This is a genomic window from Acinetobacter sp. CE-15, from assembly GCF_051059255.1.
GTDB classification, from domain to species: Bacteria; Pseudomonadota; Gammaproteobacteria; order Pseudomonadales; family Moraxellaceae; genus Acinetobacter; species Acinetobacter guillouiae.
The window spans coordinates 654,325-673,510 of the sequence record NZ_CP192737.1; the positions used below are offsets into that span (position 1 = coordinate 654,325).

Annotated in this window: 16 protein-coding genes; 10 read left to right on the top strand and 6 right to left on the bottom strand. The window is 39.1% G+C overall.

Annotation, left to right across the window (positions count from 1 at the left end):
- Positions 1-28: 28 nt before the first annotated feature.
- Both ACQ7EO_RS03100 and ACQ7EO_RS03105 read left to right on the top strand, forming a co-directional pair.
- On the top strand, positions 29-622 hold the full coding sequence (locus tag ACQ7EO_RS03100; RefSeq protein ID WP_434278856.1) for a hypothetical protein: 594 nt from the start codon (positions 29-31) through the stop codon (positions 620-622).
- 169 nt (positions 623-791) lie between these two features.
- Positions 792-1,151: an SseB family protein gene (locus ACQ7EO_RS03105; protein ID WP_353163564.1), complete on the top strand. Its 360-nt coding sequence runs from the start codon at positions 792-794 to the stop codon at positions 1,149-1,151.
- On the opposite strand, the gene ACQ7EO_RS03110 is transcribed toward ACQ7EO_RS03105, so the two are convergent.
- The 3 genes from ACQ7EO_RS03110 to ACQ7EO_RS03120 all read right to left on the bottom strand — a co-directional run bounded on the left by ACQ7EO_RS03110 (position 1,148) and on the right by ACQ7EO_RS03120 (position 3,506).
- Positions 1,148-2,083 carry a tRNA dihydrouridine synthase gene (locus ACQ7EO_RS03110; RefSeq protein ID WP_434278857.1) on the bottom strand — a complete coding sequence of 312 codons (936 nt, stop codon included), beginning with the start codon at positions 2,081-2,083 and terminating at the stop codon, positions 1,148-1,150. The two genes, ACQ7EO_RS03105 and ACQ7EO_RS03110, sit on opposite strands and share 4 nt — an antisense overlap.
- A 74-nt stretch (positions 2,084-2,157) precedes the next feature.
- A complete protein-coding gene (locus ACQ7EO_RS03115) occupies positions 2,158-2,676 on the bottom strand; it encodes a hypothetical protein (RefSeq protein ID WP_434278858.1) in 519 nt (172 codons plus the stop codon).
- 20 nt (positions 2,677-2,696) lie between these two features.
- Positions 2,697-3,506, bottom strand: coding sequence for a cytochrome C assembly family protein (locus tag ACQ7EO_RS03120; protein ID WP_004724062.1), 810 nt, complete (start codon positions 3,504-3,506; stop codon positions 2,697-2,699).
- Positions 3,507-3,650: 144 nt separating this feature from the next.
- On the opposite strand from ACQ7EO_RS03120, the gene ffh reads away from it, so the two are divergent.
- Together ffh and ACQ7EO_RS03130 are read left to right on the top strand one after the other, a co-directional pair.
- Positions 3,651-5,057, top strand: a complete 1,407-nt coding sequence (ffh, locus tag ACQ7EO_RS03125; RefSeq protein ID WP_004817818.1) for a signal recognition particle protein — start codon at positions 3,651-3,653, stop codon at positions 5,055-5,057.
- A gap of 136 nt (positions 5,058-5,193) precedes the next feature.
- Entirely contained in the window at positions 5,194-5,799 is a 606-nt protein-coding gene (locus ACQ7EO_RS03130) for an RBBP9/YdeN family alpha/beta hydrolase (RefSeq protein ID WP_434278859.1), read from the top strand.
- 7 nt (positions 5,800-5,806) lie between these two features.
- Here ACQ7EO_RS03130 and ACQ7EO_RS03135 read toward each other — a convergent pair whose 3' ends face one another.
- The 3 genes from ACQ7EO_RS03135 to ACQ7EO_RS03145 form a co-directional block, all read right to left on the bottom strand.
- Complete coding sequence (locus tag ACQ7EO_RS03135; RefSeq protein ID WP_004817814.1) at positions 5,807-6,478, bottom strand: toxin-antitoxin system YwqK family antitoxin; 672 nt, start codon at positions 6,476-6,478, stop codon at positions 5,807-5,809.
- An 86-nt stretch (positions 6,479-6,564) separates the two neighbouring features.
- Complete coding sequence (locus ACQ7EO_RS03140; RefSeq protein WP_004724053.1) at positions 6,565-7,296, bottom strand: type III pantothenate kinase; 732 nt, start codon at positions 7,294-7,296, stop codon at positions 6,565-6,567.
- 302 nt (positions 7,297-7,598) lie between these two features.
- On the bottom strand, positions 7,599-8,354 hold the full coding sequence (locus ACQ7EO_RS03145; RefSeq protein ID WP_154130763.1) for a biotin--[acetyl-CoA-carboxylase] ligase: 756 nt from the start codon (positions 8,352-8,354) through the stop codon (positions 7,599-7,601).
- Positions 8,355-8,384: 30 nt separating this feature from the next.
- Between ACQ7EO_RS03145 and ACQ7EO_RS03150 the strand changes: the two genes are divergently transcribed.
- The 6 genes from ACQ7EO_RS03150 (at position 8,385) to ACQ7EO_RS03175 (ending at position 19,107) form a co-directional block, all read left to right on the top strand.
- Complete coding sequence (locus ACQ7EO_RS03150; protein ID WP_434278860.1) at positions 8,385-9,188, top strand: sulfite exporter TauE/SafE family protein; 804 nt, start codon at positions 8,385-8,387, stop codon at positions 9,186-9,188.
- Positions 9,189-9,348: 160 nt separating this feature from the next.
- The gene (locus ACQ7EO_RS03155; RefSeq protein WP_004724049.1) at positions 9,349-10,044 is read left to right on the top strand and encodes a GntR family transcriptional regulator; all 696 of its coding nucleotides are present in this window, start codon (positions 9,349-9,351) and stop codon (positions 10,042-10,044) included.
- Between the two features lie 13 nt (positions 10,045-10,057).
- Complete coding sequence (gene smc, locus ACQ7EO_RS03160) at positions 10,058-13,510, top strand: chromosome segregation protein SMC (RefSeq protein WP_434278861.1); 3,453 nt, start codon at positions 10,058-10,060, stop codon at positions 13,508-13,510.
- 1 nt (position 13,511) lies between these two features.
- Positions 13,512-14,528, top strand: coding sequence for a cell division protein ZipA C-terminal FtsZ-binding domain-containing protein (locus ACQ7EO_RS03165; protein ID WP_434278862.1), 1,017 nt, complete (start codon positions 13,512-13,514; stop codon positions 14,526-14,528).
- A 78-nt stretch (positions 14,529-14,606) separates the two neighbouring features.
- Positions 14,607-16,637: an NAD-dependent DNA ligase LigA gene (ligA, locus tag ACQ7EO_RS03170; RefSeq protein WP_434278863.1), complete on the top strand. Its 2,031-nt coding sequence runs from the start codon at positions 14,607-14,609 to the stop codon at positions 16,635-16,637.
- 322 nt (positions 16,638-16,959) lie between these two features.
- Positions 16,960-19,107, top strand: a complete 2,148-nt coding sequence (locus tag ACQ7EO_RS03175) for a TonB-dependent receptor (RefSeq protein ID WP_434278864.1) — start codon at positions 16,960-16,962, stop codon at positions 19,105-19,107.
- Positions 19,108-19,186 lie beyond the last annotated feature (79 nt).

A 19,186-nucleotide genomic window follows, 5' to 3' on the forward strand; every position in this document is an offset into this window, starting at 1 on the left:
CATTAGTCAATAACGAAAAAAGGTTGGAATGAAAAAAATAATTTTAGTACTACTTTTTGTTTCTCTTGTATTTTATGTTTCTAAGAATAAATCTGATATTCATTTTGAGAATATGGAGGCAAGTGAAAACAGAGTAAATGACCCATGTGCGAGTGCAGATTGTACGCCTAGAAGCTTGTCTACGTCATACCATAGCATTGCACACCAAGATAGGAAACGAATAGATAATGTTTTATTTAAAAATCTGGTTGATGGCTTATTTTATAAAAAAATCATAAGTGAAAATGACTACAAAAAAGTAAATTTTAATGACAATGCTAATCCTTTGATTTTTGAAATTGGAAGTTCTATTTTAATTGTTGGCCCTGAGGAAAATGGTTCTGGTGTTAAAACGATTGAATATAGGTTTGATGATTGTAATAAAATTTCAGATCTAGATAAGAATAATGTTAAATCTATTTTGAGCTTAATTGGGTTTGATGGTGATCATGATAATTTCTATAAATTTAACAGGAATAAAGATGAAATAATGGTTAATAACTATAATTATAAAAGATTTAGTTTAGAAGTGAATTGTGATCCAATTAATAATTCTGGTCAATTTAATATATATAGTAAATAAAAGAATGAGTGTGAACTTTAAAATTTTTTAAGATGAAAATTATGAAAAATCATTGTTTTATTAAATTTGAAATTCGAAGCTTTAGGATATCCAATTGAGCACTCAGGTCAATTCCATATCTACCGTGAATAAGCTATATTAATGGCACCAAAAATAGACAATCAACAACATGCAAAATTTACAACAACTCTTTATCAACACCCAAGAAAATTACGAATTGATCCCTGATTTTATCGATCTACTTTTAGCATCGGATATTTATTGTTTGGGAACACAAGATCAGCAAAAAAAAATTCAATTCCGTATTTTAGAAACACCAGAAGGCGATCAAGCAATACCATTTTTCATAGAACTAGAAACCATTCAAAATGATATTGGCGTCGATGCCGAATATATCACTTTAAATACACGGCAGTTTTTTGAAATGACTCAGGGGGCAACATTGGTATTGAATCCAACTTCTGAATTATCAAAAGAATTTCAACCTGAAGAAATTAAAGCAATTTTAGAGATTGATGAAGCAATTTAAAAATGTGCAGGATTCAATTTCTCCAGCACTTCATCAATTTTTTTCAACCGTTTGATTTCATCCCATAAGGCTTTGGCTTCGGGATAATGCTTAGACATCATCCCAATCCATTGTTTATAGCGGCCGACCATGTTCAGCTCTTTTTTATATGGTCCATTTAAAAAACGAATTTGTAAATTTAATAGTTCAGACCATGTGATAAGTGGTTCATCTGTATTTTTACGAATACATTGTGTGAGATCTGGTGTAGTCACAGCACCACGACCAATCATCAAATCTTGGCAACCTGATTCAAGTTGGCATTGTTTCGCATCAGCATTGGTCCAAATTTCACCATTGGCAATCACATTGATCTTGAGTGCTTCACGAATCGGCTGTAGCTGATCCCAAAATGCTGGAGGGGTGTACCCATCAGCTTTGGTCCGAGCATGGACAGTGACCCAAGCTGCGCCAGCATCTTCAATGGCATACGCATTTTCAAGGGTAAAATTTCGATCCATATATCCTAACCGCATTTTTGCAGATACAGGAATATGTTTGGGTACAGCATCACGTACAGCCTTGACCAACTCATGTACAACTTCAGGCTCATCTAGAAGTACTGAACCACCTCTATGACGGTTTACTGTTTTGGCAGGGCAACCAAAATTCATATCGATTGCAGGAGCACCTAATTCAGCAGCGCGTACCGCATTGGCAGCGAGCATTTCAGGATTATTTCCTAAAAACTGAACGTGTACTGGTGTGCCAGCAGCTGTCTTGCCTTGATTGTTTAATTCTGGACAATAGCTATGGTAAACATGGTCAGGTAAGACCGAATCCGTTACACGGATAAACTCAGTCACGCACCAGTCAAAGCTACCGACATGTGTGAGAACGTCACGCATGATAGGGTCGGTTAAGCCTTCCATTGGGGCGAGTATAAGTTTCACAGTTGTTACCTGATGAGATGAAAACAGCGTTATACGCATTTTTGTAGGAGATGTCTACCGATGCAAAATATATTCTAGGTCAGCGCTGAATGGGGTGTTATTGAAAAGTTGATCCATAAATTTTCATGATCGAAACTTTCTACATAAAGTCGAATTTTTTGTTGTGGATACATGTTGTTTGAACCTAAACACGATTCACAATCCTCGTAACTGGCTAAACCATAAAACCTTTCGCCATATTGAACAATCACCCCTTGAGGGTAGAAACACACAATCTCGGTTTCAATATTTTGTCCAATTTTAAATTTGTTCTTTAATTCATTCCAATCACTTAAATATTTAGAGATTGATTGATTCCAAAAATTTAAAAACTCATCTTTTTCAATGGGAATAATTTCATCTAAAACGTCAGAAAAACTTCTTTCAGGTAAGAAAAAATGCGCTTGTTCTATGTTTAAATTTGTATTGATACTGAGTGAAGCTGTCACCAGAATTGATCTAAGGCAGTAATATTCCAGATCTAATTCATATAAAACAATTTCTTCTGCTTCTGTATCAATATATTTATAGTAAGAATACAAAATACTGCCCATTTTGCTCAGTGCTGCGTTTATCAACGATGCAAAATCATTTCCAAAACAAATTTAGAACCAATAAAGCCAACTGCCAATAAAAAGAATCCAATCATGGTAAAGCGAATGGCTTTCTGACCGCGCCAGCCAAACTTATAGTGACCAATTAACAACGCACCGTAAACAAACCAAGACACAATACTAAACACAGTCTTATGTGCTAGGTGCTGTGCAAAGAAGTCATCAATGGTAAAGAAACCAAAACATAGGGCGACAGTTAATAAAACAAAACCAGTAATGAGCATATCAAAAAGTAAGGATTCCATGGCTTGATATGACGGTAAGAAGTTGACCCAAATACGTTTTTTTTGTTTCTTTTTGAGTTCGCGGTTTTGAAACCAAATCAAAACGGCTTGTATGGTTGCCATGAGTAAAACGGCATAAGCAGATAAAGACAGAATGATATGGATGTCTAAACCGATAGAATGCTGTTCAATAAATTGATCTGGTTTACTAAAACAAAAACCGAGAATCAAACCAAAGGCGGCAACAGGAATTCCAATCAAATTTAGTGAAAGAACAGGACGATAGGTACTATAAAGCATACTTAAAACCAACATTAACGCAGAGGTAAAAGACATCAAGTTAAAGACGTCGTAATTAATCCCTAGTGGTGTAAGTATGTCGTTATGCAGTACACTTGCATGTAATATCAGCCCTAAACCTGACATGATGCCAATAAACCAAGGGTTTGCGGAACGTTTAGCCATTAAGTGCATGAACAAATACCAAAATGAAGAGGTATAGGCAATTAATGCTAAAATCGTATAAACCAAGGGTAGGCTAATCATGTCAAACCTTTTTCAGGATGATGAATATTCATGTTATAAGATATAAATTCCATGTGAACTACAGTATCCTATAGCATCTTGAGCATAAATTTTCTATTTTAAGAAAGATTTTTTTGCTACTAGCTATTTTAAGCGGATTTTGCAATGTTTGATACCTTAACAGAACGACTCACGCAGAGTCTCAGAAATGTTACTGGCTCTGGGCAGCTAACCGAAGATAATATTAAAGATACCTTACGTGAAGTGCGTATGGCACTTCTTGAAGCCGATGTTGCTTTGCCTGTAACTCGTGAGTTTATTGCGAAAGTTAAGGAAGAAGCATTGGGTCAAGAAGTCATGACTCAGCTTTCACCAGGTCAAGCTTTCGTTAAAATTGTGTATGACGAACTCACCAAAATGATGGGTGAGGCAAACGAAAGCCTAGACTTAGCTGCAAAACCACCTGTTGTGATTCTTCTCGCAGGTTTGCAAGGTGCTGGTAAAACCACGACAGCTGCAAAACTTGGACGTTTCTTAAAAGAACGTCAAAAGAAAAAAGTGGCGATGGTTTCTGCCGATGTTTACCGCCCAGCTGCGATCAAGCAACTGCAAACAGTTGCTGCTGAAGTGGGTGTTGATTTTATTGAATCGGATGCTTCTGAAGATCCGATTAAAATTGCACAACGTGCAATTGGTCAAGCCAAAATTAACTTTAACGATGTTTTGATTGTCGATACAGCAGGTCGTTTGCATGTCGATGATGACATGATGGACGAAATTAAAGCATTACACGCTGCAATTGGCCCAACAGAAACCCTATTTGTCGTTGATGCAATGACAGGTCAGGATGCGGCAAATACAGCTAAAGCTTTCAATGATGCATTACCATTAACGGGTGTTATCCTCACCAAAACCGATGGTGATGCACGCGGTGGTGCGGCGCTTTCGGTACGTGCGATTACTGGTAAGCCAATTAAATTCTTAGGTATGGGTGAAAAACTCGATGCCTTAGAGCCATTCCATCCTGAGCGTGTTGCACAACGTATCTTGGGTATGGGTGACGTACTTTCTTTAGTCGAAGAAGTTGAACGTAAAATCGACAAAGAAAAAGCCGAAAAAATGGCGAAAAAATTGCAAAAAGGCGGGAGCTTCAACTTCGAAGACATGCTGATGCAATTTGAACAGATGAACAAAATGGGCGGTATGATGGGCTTCTTGGATAAGTTGCCTGGCATGAGCAATTCAGGCATTCAAGATGCGATTGCACAAGCAAATCCTGAAAAGCAAGTGAAAAAGATGGAAGCGATTATTCAATCGATGACCATTAAAGAACGTCGTAACCCAGACTTAATGAATCCGAGCCGTAAAAAGCGTATTGCAGCAGGCTGTGGTATGGATGTGGTTGAAGTCAATAAACTGATCAAACAACATGCACAAATGGCGAAAATGATGAAGAAATTTGCCAATCCATCGGGTATGGCAAAAATGATGCGCTCATTGGGTGGAATGCAAAAACAGTTTGGCGGTGGCGGCGGTATGGGGCCATTGTTTGGTAATAACGATAAAAAATAAGTCTCATTTTTTTTATAAAAAGCGCCTTAGGGCGCTTTTTTGTTAAATAAAAATAACATACTTTTGTTGGCTGTTTAGATATTCTGAGCCCATTATTTGAATATGATTTAAACAATAATTGATAAGAAGTTGATTTATGAAAAAAGTATTTATCGTACACGGTTATAAAGACTCCCCTGAATATCATTGGTATCCGTGGCTAAAGCAACAAGTATTGTCTACAGGGCATGCATGTGAAGTGATTGATCTAGCACATTCAGAGCAGCCCCAATATGAGCTGTGGAAGCATAATATTACGCAGCAAATTAAGTCACTCAATGACGATACCATCATTGTGGCACATGGCTTAGGAGGGATTGCCAGTCTGGATTTTCTTTCAAGTGAATTATTGGGGCGAAAATTAGGCGCTTTATTTTTGGTTGCGGGATTCAGTAAAAATTTAGCCGTTCTACCTGAACTTAATTTATTTTTACAACACGCTCGGGTCGATGATGCGCTGCTCAGAATGAATATTCTGAATCGCTTTATCTTTTTCTCCAACAATGATCCTTTTGTGCCAGCGCCTGTCAGTATTCAATTGGGTTATTCGCTGAATTCACAAATGATTGAAGTGAAAGGTGCAGGGCATTTTATGGCAACAGAGGGCTATACCAGCTTAACTGTACTTTGGGAAAAGTTAGCAGTTTTATTACAACCTGAATCTCAAACTGGTACTCAGGCTGCATATTCGATTTTATCGTGATGCTGTTTTATTGATTGAGCTTTTGATAAAGCTCGTCAAGAATCTCCTGAGCGTGTTGCTCATCTTGAATCAAATTGCCTTGTTGATCCCAAACTTTACTGTCCAGAATCGAATAATCTTCACTTGGGCTTAATTTTAGTTCAGCTGCAGGTTTACCATCTTCATACCATACCTTTTGAACGATGGGCTGATCATCTGAATATTCTTCCTGTAACCCAAGTTGACCATTTGAATAGTATGTTTCAGTTTTTCCAACTGATCTCTGGTCTTGGCTGGTCGATTTAAAGCTGACTTTTCCATTTTCAAAATAGCCCACAACTTCACCGTCGACATATTTACTATCAAAGCTATTTAAGCCTTGAGGGGCTTTAATCCAAAATGGGTCAGATTGTTTTTTACGACTATTTTGATAGAAGTCCTGAACTAAGAAACGGCCATCTTTATCACGACCTAATAATTTTCTGAAATATCCATTTTCTACAGGTGTGAGTGAATAACCCTGATCCATGACTAAGCCGCACTCACAGGCTTCTTCACCTGCATCTGGAGCAAAGTAAGCAATAACGGGTTCAGTTGTTGCCATGGTTGTTGAAGGTGAGTGCGTGGTTTGTAAACTGGTACAACCCACCATTGTGAAGCTCATTAAACAGGCACTAAGCAGTAAGGGTATCGTTTTCATAATGATTGCTCTTTTATCGTGTTTATGGTTGTGTTTATTTATTAAAAATGGAAGATTGCTGATCTTCCATTAAATTGTATTTAGGTTTAAGCGGTTTGTCGATCTATATAGAACTGTAAGCCTTTGAGTAATAAATCTGATTCAATTCTTGGTTGATATTTCTCTAGAAATTGTGCAAATAGATTGGCATCACCACCTGTTAAAATAAGCTTGCGTGGTTGTTGCTCAAGCACTTTTTCAATGGTGCTTAACAGCCCCAAGAAAATGCCATGATGTACTGCATCTATGGTGTTCCGACCAGGACTTAGCTCTGAAAAAGCCGCATCTGGAATTTTAATACCTTTGGTTTTTTGAATTAAAGAATCACGTTGTAAATAGAGGTTAGGCAGAATATAACCGCCTAAATGTTGTAAACCTTGGGTTAAATCAATTGTTAAAGCGGTGCCGCAGCTAATCACACACAAGTCATCATCAGCTTTCGCCACAGCCAAAACTTGTAACCAACGATCGATCCCAAGTTGTTCTATATGGTCATAGCCACAACGTAATCCTGCATATTCAGCATGCACTTTGGCAAAAGTTACCGGAATATCGAGTAATTTTAAAATCTGGACAATGCGTTCGTTGTTCTTTTTATCTTGGACTGAGGAAATTCCAATTTTGTCTAAGCCTAAACCACGGAAATGTTGAATTAAACCCAGTAGCAGATCCGCAGGGGATTGGAGATGTAATTCTGCTGCCTGTTGGATAATTTGATTATTTTCAGTAATCCAATATTTTAGACGAGTATTTCCAATATCTAACCAAAGTGCTTTCATGATTTTGCCTAATTGAAACTGAACACAATCTGCATAATTATTTTATTTGAAAATATTGAACGACTTAGAGAGCATCTCAATCTGATCAATCAAATAGGACAAATAACCTGCGATTCATTTTGCTGAACGTTGTTCCGTACTGTTAGTAACTGTTTGCTATGATCTTTGGATCAATACGATTACTGCGCAATATATAGCGAAATGTATAGCGAAAAAAGCCCTGTTTTAAATAATTGCCGATCACTTTTTCACGATACATCTGATCAATCTATCTCATTTTAGACAACAGATCACCTCGTTATTTATGCTTCAGCTAAGCGTAAACGCCCTTGATAGACATTGACTAAGCCTTGAGCTGTCAATAAATTCAGTGCGCCATCATCAGAAATTCCTTTGAAAATACCTTCAATTGAATTTTGAATTTGTTCAAAATGAACCTGTTGATCCATAAAGGCAGCATAGTGATTAAATCGTGCTGCAAGGTTATAACAACCATGATCAAACCATTGTCCAGCTTGTTGAATTGCCAAATACATTTCTGCAATGATTTGGATTCGATTTGGAAATTGTAGGCCTAATTGCATTACTGAGGTGGCTTGTTGGGTCACATTTTCTTTGGGGATCGGAAATAAGTTGATCCCGATTCCAACAATGGCTTGATGTGGTGAAATGGGTTCAACCAAAATTCCCCCCCACTTTCCTTGAGGGCTATATAGGTCATTGGGCCATTTAATTTGTAATGCTGGTAAATTCTTAAGTGTTGGCATTTGTAAGATATTTAAAGCAATTTCCAATGCTAAACGCCCATCTAAGGGTGTTCGAGTTTCAAGCAATGTGCTTAAATAAATGTTACCAATTGGCGAAACCCATTCCCGTTGGTGCTGACCTCGTCCTTGAGTCTGAGTTTCACTGCAGACCAAAACTGTCTTGACGCCGCTGAGCGCAATTTCACGCACATCATCATTGGTCGATGCTGTCGTCTGCTTTAAAAGCAGCACTTCAGGGAGTTCATTTGCTTGTGTAAGAAGTTGTCTAAGATGACGAGTCTCTAAATCCATGTTGAATCTGAGAAGAGTGAAGGAACATTTATGGAGTTAATCATATATTTAGGTATTGGTGCAATCGCAGGATTTGCTGCTGGGCTATTTGGTGTTGGTGGTGGCTTAATTATTGTACCAATTCTCTATGTGGTCTTTACCAAAATGGGCTATGATCCTTCGGTCATTATGCACATGGCATTGGGAACTTCACTTGCAACAATTATTGTAACTTCAATTAGTTCTGTAACAGCGCATCATAAAAAAGGTGCCGTACTTTGGAATGTTTTTAAAAACTTAGCCCCAGGTTTGGTGATTGGCTCATTTATTGGTGCTGGCATTGCAGATATTTTATCAGGTCAGCATTTACAGCTGATTATTGGTGCATTTGCAATTTGGGTGGCATTTAAAATGTTTAAGGGGGCCAATGTCAAAGTCGATGAATCTAAACAATTACCGACCGCATCTATGCAAATGCTAGCTGGTGGGGGAATTGGAGTTGCATCGGCAATTTTTGGTATTGGTGGCGGAAGTCTGACCGTTCCCTATCTCAACAAAAATGGTGTGGTGATGCAAAAAGCCGTTGCAACATCAGCAGCTTGTGGTTTACCGATCGCAATTGCGGGTGCGCTTGGCTTTATGTTCTTTGGTGCACAAGAACCAACCGAAATTAAAAATTCAATTGGTTATGTGCATATCTATGCCTTTATTGGGATCAGTGTAATGAGTTTTATCACTGCCAAATTTGGCGCAAAGGTGGCGCACGCACTTTCTCCAGCGATGTTGAAAAAATGCTTTGCATGCTTACTTACAGTGGTCGGTCTTTATTTTATTTATCAAGGTATTACTAAGTAGATTCCGATCAATGGTACTTTTTCTAAACACTGAGTTGACTTAAAATACATTAAAATTGTCGGACAATGTCATGGTTTCAATTGAATTAAATCAGGTACAACTAAAATAATGACAATTGACATTGTCCAAGTAAAGAATAATAAACCAAGATAGGAATTATATGCATTCGGAAGAAGTGGATAGCCTTTCAGAACAGATTGCCAAACATATTAGTGAACAAATTATTAGTGGCGAGTTGGTTGAAGGGGAAAGAATACAAGAACTACGTATTGCCAAAGAACTGGATGTCAGTCGTGGCTCGGTACGTGAAGCCCTTTTGCTTTTAGAAAGAACCCATCTGATTGAAATTTATCCTCGTCGTGGTGCAATTGTCTCAGAAATGTCAGCACAACAAGTCCGTGCATTGTTCGATACCAGCGCATTGTTATTAGGTCAAATCGTGCAACGTATGAGTGAAACATGGCGCAATCATGAAGCTGAAGCGATTCAGCAGATGATGAATCATTTGGTTGAGCAGGTGAAACAAGGCAATACTGAAAAGTTTTATGATGGCATATTTCAATTTTTATCAGGGCAACAGGACATGGTTGGGAATCCCTATCTGATGAAATTTTATAAAGAGTTGTTACCATCCCTACGAAGAAGTTATTTTTTAACCTTAAATACTTCAAGACGCGAGCTTCAAGAAGCTTTAGAATTGCTTAAGTTGGTGATTGACGCAATTTTAATCCGAAAATCACAACAAGCTACTTTATTTATGGAAGATTTTTGTCGACACTTACGTAATCTGGTGTTGGAATCTCTGACACGGATGAAACAAATCGAACTCGCTTGGGCGCGGAGATCGCGTCGGTAATTACTAGGACATTATGCGTTTAAGCAGCTTAAAACTTTCAGGCTTCAAATCTTTTGCCGATAGTACAACACTACAATTCAAAGATAACCGTACAGCGGTGGTAGGTCCTAATGGTTGTGGTAAATCCAATGTGATTGACGCGATCCGTTGGGTGATGGGGGAATCCAGTGCACGCCAGCTCCGTGGTGGCAGTATGCAGGATGTTATTTTTACAGGAACGGCAAAACGTAAACCTGTAGGTATGGCAAGTGTAGAACTGCGCTTTGAGAACACCTATGGCAAATTAGGTGGGGCTTATAACGCGTATACTGAACTTGCTGTTCGCCGTCAGGTGAATCGTGATGGAAAATCTGAATACTTTCTCAATGGGACGAAGTGCCGACGTCGTGATATTACCGACATTTTCTTGGGTACAGGTTTAGGTCCTCGTTCCTACGCAATCATCGAACAGGGGATGATTAACCGCTTGGTTGATGCCAAACCTGAAGAAATGCGTATCTTTCTTGAAGAGGCTGCTGGGGTTTCTCGTTATCAGGCTCGTCGTCGTGAAACACTACAACACTTAGAACATACCACGCAGAACTTAGACCGCCTCGAAGATATTGCTTCAGAACTCAAATCACAGCTTAAAACCTTAAAACGCCAGTCTGAAACTGCGGTTCAATATAAGACTTTAGAAACTGAAATTCGTACGTTAAAGATTGAAATTCTATCTTTCCAGTGTGATCGTAGTTCTCGTTTACAAGAACAATATACGGTTGAAATGAACGAATTGGGAGAGCACTTTAAACTGGTGCGCTCTGACATGAGTACTTTGGAACATGATCTGACTTCAACCAATGAGTTGTTCCAACGTTTGATTCAACAGTCCACGCCTTTGCAAAATGAGTGGCAACAAGCTGAGAAAAAACTCTCTGAGTTGAAAATGACTTTGGAACAGAAACAAAGTTTATTTCAACAGAACTCAGAAGCTTTGGGAAATTTTGAACAGCAAAAAGCTCAAACCAAAGAAAAGATTCAGTTGATGGAATTGCAGTTGGAAACCTTGCACGGTCAATTGGAGCAGCAGACTGAACATTTACAACATGCTGAGTCTGAAACACAACAACGTAGCCAAGCCTTTACCGATTTAAAAGCGCAGCAATTGCAAGCACAACAACAGTATGAACAGGTCAAAGTTCAAGTTGAAAAGCAACAGCAGCAAAAAGCACAAATGCAGGCGCAAATTGAACAACTTGCAAAAAATGTAGCGCGTATTGAGCAGCAGAAAGACACCTTAAAAACCCAAGCCGTTCAGGTTCAAAGTCAATTTCAAACTGAAGATGTTCAACAACTTGAGCAAGATAAATTAGCAATCCAAGCTGTAATTGTTGAATTAGAACAAAAAATTAATCAAGCAAAGCAGCAGTTTGAACAACTACAGGAAAGCATTAGTCAGCAAAAAACTCAGATTTCAGCTTTAAAATCTGATGTACAAGTATTGCAATCTGAACAGAAAAACCTCACCCAATTAATGGCGAAAAGTGCTGTAAATTGCAAGGCTGATACGGTGCAATTGATGCAGGTATTAACGCTGAATGCACAAGGCAAAGCACATGCGCAGCTGGTTGAAAAGTTTTTAGCCAAATGGTTGTCAGCCCATATTGTTGATCAAGACGCAGATTTTGCAGAAAGTGTGGCACGCCAGCTTAAAGCATCAAGCTCACAAGATAAAATTCAATTGAATGGATTGGGATGTTTAGCAGATTGGATTGAATCTCCACAGTATTCATTGTGGAATCAAGTCGCTGTAATTGAAAACCTTGCTCAAGCTTTAGCTGTACAAGCACAGTTAAAAGCAGGACAAAGCATATTGACGCTAGATGGTTATCATGTCGGTCAAGATTGGGTGGTTGGTCTGTTCTTTGATGAGTCGAGCCAAGCCGCACAGGGTGCACTCAGTCATCGTATTCGCCTTGAAGAAATTGAAACACAACTTGCGCAGCTACAACCACAGTTGATTGAAGCTGAAACTGTATTGCCAAATTTAAATCAGCAATTGCTGGACCTGCAAAAACAGATCCAAACAGAGCAAGACACGCTAAAACATCAGCAAAAACAGCTACAACAGTTTGATGTGCAAATTGCTAAGCAGCAAAGTGCTTCACAAGCATTTGAGTTGCAGAAAGTTCAGCTCAATAGTCAATTGCAACAGTTAGATGAGCAACTTGAAGAAGATGCAATGCAGAAAGATGATCTTGAAATCGATATGCACTCGGTCATTCTCAAGCTTGAACAAAATCTTCCTGAGTTTAAAACTTTGCAATTCAAGTTGGATGAGCTCAATGAGCAGGTTGAAGAACAGCAACAGCAATTACAGCTTAAGCAGCAAGATTCTGAAACTACACGTCGTCTAGCTGAACAAAATAAACAGCAAATTGAATTATTAGACAAAGACCTATCCTTCTCTAAAACGCAATATCAACAAATTATTGCGCAAATGGAGCAAGCCAAGAAGTTTGTAGATCCAATTCAATTGGAATTGCCGAGTCTAGAATCGCAATATGCTGAGCAGGCACAACAAACTGAAAAACTGCAAAAAACTTGGAGTGAGTGGCAAGTTGAATTGAATAATATTCAATCCAAACAGCAACAACTGACAGAAATGCGCCATTTGCATCAGCAAAATGATGAGCAATTGCGTACAAAACTGGAAGAGCGACGTTTGGCTTGGCAATCGGCAAAATCAGATTTACAGCATTATTCCGATCAACTTAAAGAGATGAATGCTGAAGTTAAGCAAGGCGTGTTGATTGATTTACCTGTACATCAAGAAAAATTTGAGAAAGCACAACGTCAGTTTGAAAAATTAGGCGCGGTCAATTTAGCCGCTTCAGCAGAATATGAAGAAGTTTCTAAGCGCTTTGAAGATCTAACCCATCAAATGCAAGACTTGGAAAATACGGTTGGGCAGTTGAAAGATGCCATGAAGACCATTGACCAAGAAACCAAAAAATTATTTATGGGGACTTTTGATCAGGTTAATGCTGAATTAAAAGTATTATTTCCAAAAGTCTTTAATGGTGGTGAAGCCAGTTTAAGTCTTGAAGATGACTGGCAGTCTGGCGTGAAGCTGATGGCACGCCCACCCGGCAAGAAAAATAGTTCATTAGCTTTGTTATCTGGTGGTGAAAAAGCATTAACGGCATTGGCTTTGGTATTTGCTATTTTCCGTTTGAATCCTGCACCTTTCTGTGTTTTGGATGAAGTTGATGCACCTTTAGACGATGCTAACGTTGGTCGTTTTTGTAATTTAGTAAAAGAGCTTTCTGATCAAGTCCAATTCATTTACATTACACATAATAAAGTTGCAATGACGATGGCAACCGATTTGCTGGGTGTGACGATGCCTGAACCAGGCACATCAAAGCTCGTCACTGTGAATTTGGAAGAGGCAAGAGAATACGGTTTAGCCGCGGAGTCGTAGTATGGAAGTCACCACAATTATTGGAATTGTTGTTGCAGTAATCATCATTCTGGTGGGATTAAGGATGGTGCTACGAAAGCCCAATGATGCCGCACCTTCTTTAGAGTCTGAATTGCATATCAATGAAGACTGTAAACAACCGGTAATTCCTCGTCATGTACGAGATCAATTGCGAACAGACCGTGAGTCTCAAGAGCAAGTGCGTGTTGAACCGAATTTAACGGCTTTAGACTCGGTCGAAGTTGCAGATGAAAAACAGCAAAAGATTGAGGATGTAGCAGCGGAGTCGAATGTTGTTCAGTCAATTGAGCTTGAGCATGCCGCAATTACACAACAACCTGAAAAGACGGAAACAGTGGCAAGCACTGAATCCGCAACAGAGTCTGTAAAAGCACTTGATGTGCAAACAGAACCGACGACTCAAACTAACGATTCTGCCAAAGTCGTAGTCAGTCAGGACAAAGAGGACGCGTTTCAGTTTAATGCCAATGTTGAAACAGCTGAAATCAAAGAGTTTGATGAGGAAAGTAGTATTTTAGATGTTCATTTAAATGAGCAACAAAAATATGATGATGAAAGCGTATTGTCTACGGCTGAAACCATTATTGCGCTGAATGTTTATCCGAATCCACGTAAAGCACTGTCTGGGGATAAAACCTTAAAAATGTTGCTCAAATATGGTTTACGTTTTGGTGAACTCTCTTGCTTCCATCGTTATGAGAATCCAGAGGAAGAAAGCCATTTACTGTTTTCTGTATTACGTGTCACCGACAATGGTCCAGATGGTTTTGATTTAGAAACCTTATCGACTGAACAAGTTCAAGGTTTGGCTTTCTTCTTGGCACTCCCTCATTCAGATGTGCAAAAAGGCTTTGATACCATGGTCAGTATTGCTGGCTTAATTGCCCGTGAAATAGATGGTACGGTCTATGATGAAAACAATCTTGAATTTACCCCACAACTGAAAGAGCATTGGCGCCATAAAGCGATCGATTATCGCTCAGGGCATGACGCTTAGCATAACGTCATATTTACTTTATAATTGGTATTCAGAATTTTAGGCGGAGTATTCCGCCTTTTTATGGTGAAAAAATTTATGGAAAATAATCCTGTCGTGACGCAAATGCGTCAATTGATTCAACTCATTGCAAAACATAATCATGCTTATTATGTGATGGATCAGCCGAGTATTGAAGACAGTGAATATGATCAGTTATTTCACCAACTCAAAGCTCTAGAGCAACAACACCCAGAATTGGTTCAGGCAGATAGCCCAATCAATAAAGTAGGTGGAAAACCACTGTCTAAATTTGAAACCATTACCCATACTGTACCGATGCTGTCCTTGGGCAATGTATTTAATCAGGACGAGTTATTTGCTTTTGCTCGCCGTATTGAAGAACGATTACCCAATCAAAAGATTCAATATGATGTCGAGCTAAAATTTGACGGATTGGCGATTTCGCTCTGGTATGAAAATGGTGTATTGACACGTGGCGTAACCCGTGGCGATGGTGAAACAGGCGAAGTGATTACGCAAAATGTAAAAACCATTCGTAATTTACCGAAAGTCTTGTCTTCGGATAAAGTGGCAGTGCCACGCTTGTTGGAAGTTCGTGGTGAAGTATTGATGCCAAAAGCCGGCTTCGAACGACTCAATGCTGAAAATGAAGCGAAGGGTGAGAAGACCTTTGCCAATCCTCGAAATGCTGCGGCTGGTAGTTTACGTCAACTTGATCCAAGTATTGCAGCATCTCGCCCTTTGGCATTCTATGCTTATGGTATTGCACAATGTGAGCCGCATCATGGCATTGAGTCGATGTCAGCGAGTCTTGAATGGTTGACTAACTTTGGTTTTGCTGTGGGTGAACGTCATTTTATTTGTGAAAGTATTCAAGAAGTACAAGAAAAATATCAGCAAATCAACCAAGAGCGCCCGAACTTAGCGGTTGAAATTGATGGCATGGTGATCAAAGTCGATAATCTTCAGCAACAACAAAAGCTGGGCTTTTTAAGTCGTGAACCGCGTTGGGCAACAGCGTATAAGTTTCCCGCAGTTGCAGCATTAACAACGGTTGAAAATATTGATTGGCAAGTCGGACGTACCGGGACTTTAACCCCAGTAGCACGCTTGAATCCTGTGGCTGTGGGCGGTGTAACGGTTTCCAATGTAACTTTGCACAATATTGGTGAAATTCACCGTCTGGACGTTCGTATTGGCGATACGGTCAGTGTTTATCGTAGCGGTGATGTGATTCCCAAAGTTGAAAAAGTATGGTTAGAATTTCGTCCAAATGACGTGACAGAAGTGCATTTACCTGAAAACTGTCCAGTATGTTCTTCTCCAGTGGTCATGCCAGAAGGTGAGGCTTTGGCGCGTTGTTCGGGTGGTTTATATTGTTCTGCACAACGTATTGAGGCCATTCGCCACTTTGTTTCACGTAAAGCGATGGATATCGAAGGTCTCGGTGATCGTTGGGTAGAGTCACTGTTACATCTTGATCTGTTAAAAGATGTCGCGGATATTTACCATTTACATGAGCATCGTGAACAGTTACTGACCATTGAAAAAATGGGTGAAAAATCTGTCCAAAATTTATTGGATGCGATTGAGAACAGTAAGAAAACCACACTTGCTGCATTTATTTATGCCTTGGGTATTCGTGGTGTAGGCGAGACGACTGCACGTATGCTTGCCAACACTTTCCAGACGCTGGATGCGATTCGTCATGCTGATCTTGAAGCATTAAAGAAAACTCCAGATGTTGGTGATATTACCGCTGAGTGGATTGTTGATTTTTTCCAAGCCCCACATAACCTTGAAGTGATTGATCGTTTGCTTGCAGCGGGGATCCATTGGGATGCACCAGTTGCACCCACTCGTCAGCCTTTAAATGGTGAGAGTTGGGTGATTACAGGCACATTGGCAACCATGGGGCGTGATGATGCGACTCAAATGCTACAAGCACTTGGTGCGCGTGTCAGTGGCAGTGTATCGAGCAAAACCAAATGTGTGGTTGCGGGTGAAAAAGCCGGTTCTAAGCTTGAAAAAGCAGAGAAACTGGGTGTAGCTGTACTGAATGAGCAGGAGTTTTTAGCATTAATGGCTGAGTATGGACAGGCATAGTTTCGTTTAAATTAACTCTAAAATTACTGTAAAGATACAATTGTTGTATCTTTACAGTTTTCAAAAATTAAAATCATCATTTCAAGATTGATGCGATAGCAAATCAACAAGTCATCATTTTTTAATAGAATTTTTCGCACTGTATTTTAGCTATTGCATTTCGCAGGGTTGCTTGCTCTATCATTAGTGCGCTATATGATAATAATTCTTATTTATTAGAATTTTCCATTAAACTTAACTTTAGATGAGAAATTACAATTCTTAACAATAGTGAAAGTCTATATAATAATCATTATCATTTGAAAAGTGTCTTATTATTTATATGAAAAATTTTTCTCGAACATTTCTAGTCAATTCTATTTCTATCGTGCTTTTTGGTGGGGGACTTACACAAACAATTTGGGCAAATGATGAAATTACTGCTTTGCCTACGATTAAAGTCGCTGCTGAAAAAGAACAAGAAAAATCAACATTTGCCAACGGTGCTTTGCAAAAAAATACAGATTTAGGGCCATTGGGAAATAAGAAAATTATAGATACGCCGTTTAGTATCACGTCTTATTCAGCACAATTGATTGAAAATCAACAAGCAAACACGGCGGGGGAGGTGTTAAAAAATGATGCCAGTATTCGAACCACAACCAATCAAGGACATTTAAATGAAAACTTTAAAATCCGTGGCTTCGATGTCAATCATGAGGATTTAAATTATAACGGCTTTTATGGTGTTGCACCTTATGGTCGGATGCCTACGGAATTTTTAGAGTCAGTGACTGTACTTAAAGGTCCAAATGCATTGGTTGCAGGTGTTGCACCTACAGGCAGTGTGGGCGGGATTGTGATGGGGCATTCTAAACGGGCAGATCAAGAACTCACCCGAGTTTCTGCATCGTTTCAAGATGAAGGATATTATCAATCAGGCTTTGATGTATCTCGTCGTTTTGGTGAGAACAAGGAGTTTGGTGTGCGTGTGAATGGCGCTTATGCTGATGGCGAACATATCATTGATGGAATGAATGATCGTCAAGCTCTAGGGGCAATTGCTGCGGATTACACCACGGATAAACTAAAGATTAATTTAGATGCTTATGCGGTCAAAGCAAATCGTAAAGGCGGTTCACCTGCAATGGTCGCCATGGGTGGCAAGGGCAGTGTTAATCATGTACTTGCAGCACCTAAAGGGGATTTAAACTACTTTTCAAACTTAGAAGGCAATACCAACAGCCAATTTGTAGGCTTATCCGGTGAATATAAATTTACCCCTGATTTAAAAGCATTTGCAGGCGTTGGATATGTAGAAAAATCATATGATGGTCACCTTTTTGGCACACGTATGATTGTCAATAATTTAAATGGAAATGCAACCTCACAATATTATCGAGTGGGATCAAAAGAACATAATACTGTTGCTAATGTAGGCTTTGAAGCAAAATTTGATACAGGTGCGATCAAGCATACTTTGGGATTGCGTACTGACTATTTAACCCGCAAATATTCACAACATAAATCCGCAACCAGTTCGGGGTTTACGACCAATTTATATGATCCATCAAATACAGGAACAATGCCAACAACCTATCCAGAAATTGTTCCTTATGGTGATAATGAGTATGTGAGTTATACCTTAACGGATCAGCTTTCAATGTTGGATGATAAATTACAACTGATTTTAGGTGGGCGTTATCAAGATATTGATACTAAGAATCTTGTCAAAAAATCAGCTTATAGTGCAGATAAGTTATCACCAAGTTTGGGGATTGTTGTCAAACCATTTGGTGAGGATTTATCTTTTTATGCAAGCTATGTCGAGGGCTTAGCTGAAGGGATTACTGTCTCAGAAACGACCTATCCAACTGCGACAAATAGAGGTGAGACACTTGCACCTTATCAAACCAAGCAATATGAGTTAGGTGCAAAATATCAGTTGGGTTCGTGGTTAAATACTTTGGCACTTTATCAAATTAAAAAGCCTGAGGCTTATCTGGACAGCATAAGTAATAAAGTCAATGATGATGCTGAAACGCGCGCTCGTGGAGTGGAGTGGTCATTCTCTGGCAATGTTACAGATACTTTATCTGTGATGGGGAATTTGGCCTATATCGATGCTGAATATGTGAAATCAGCGAAGGTCGCTTTCGAAGGTAATAAAGTATATGGTGTACCCGATTTTACTGCTTCTTTAGGGCTTGATTATGCCATTCCTAAGGTTGAGGGGCTGCATGTCAATACTCGTGTAAGTTATGTGAGTGAGCAATATTTGAATGAAGAGAATACGCTAGAACTACCAGACTATACGATTGTTGACTTAGGCGCTCGCTATAAAACCAAACTTGGTGGGGTAAATACCACATTCCTTGCCAATGTTGATAATGTTGCCAATAAAAAATATTGGGAAGGTGTATTTAATTCAAACTATGCTTTAGTCGGTGGTGCAAGAACTTATAAAGTCGGTGTGACTTTTGATTTCTAAGCCTTAGCTGATGTTGAACGCTATAAGCCAAAAAGCCTTTTTCATATTTGGAAAAGGCTTTTTGGCTTTAAGAATTAGT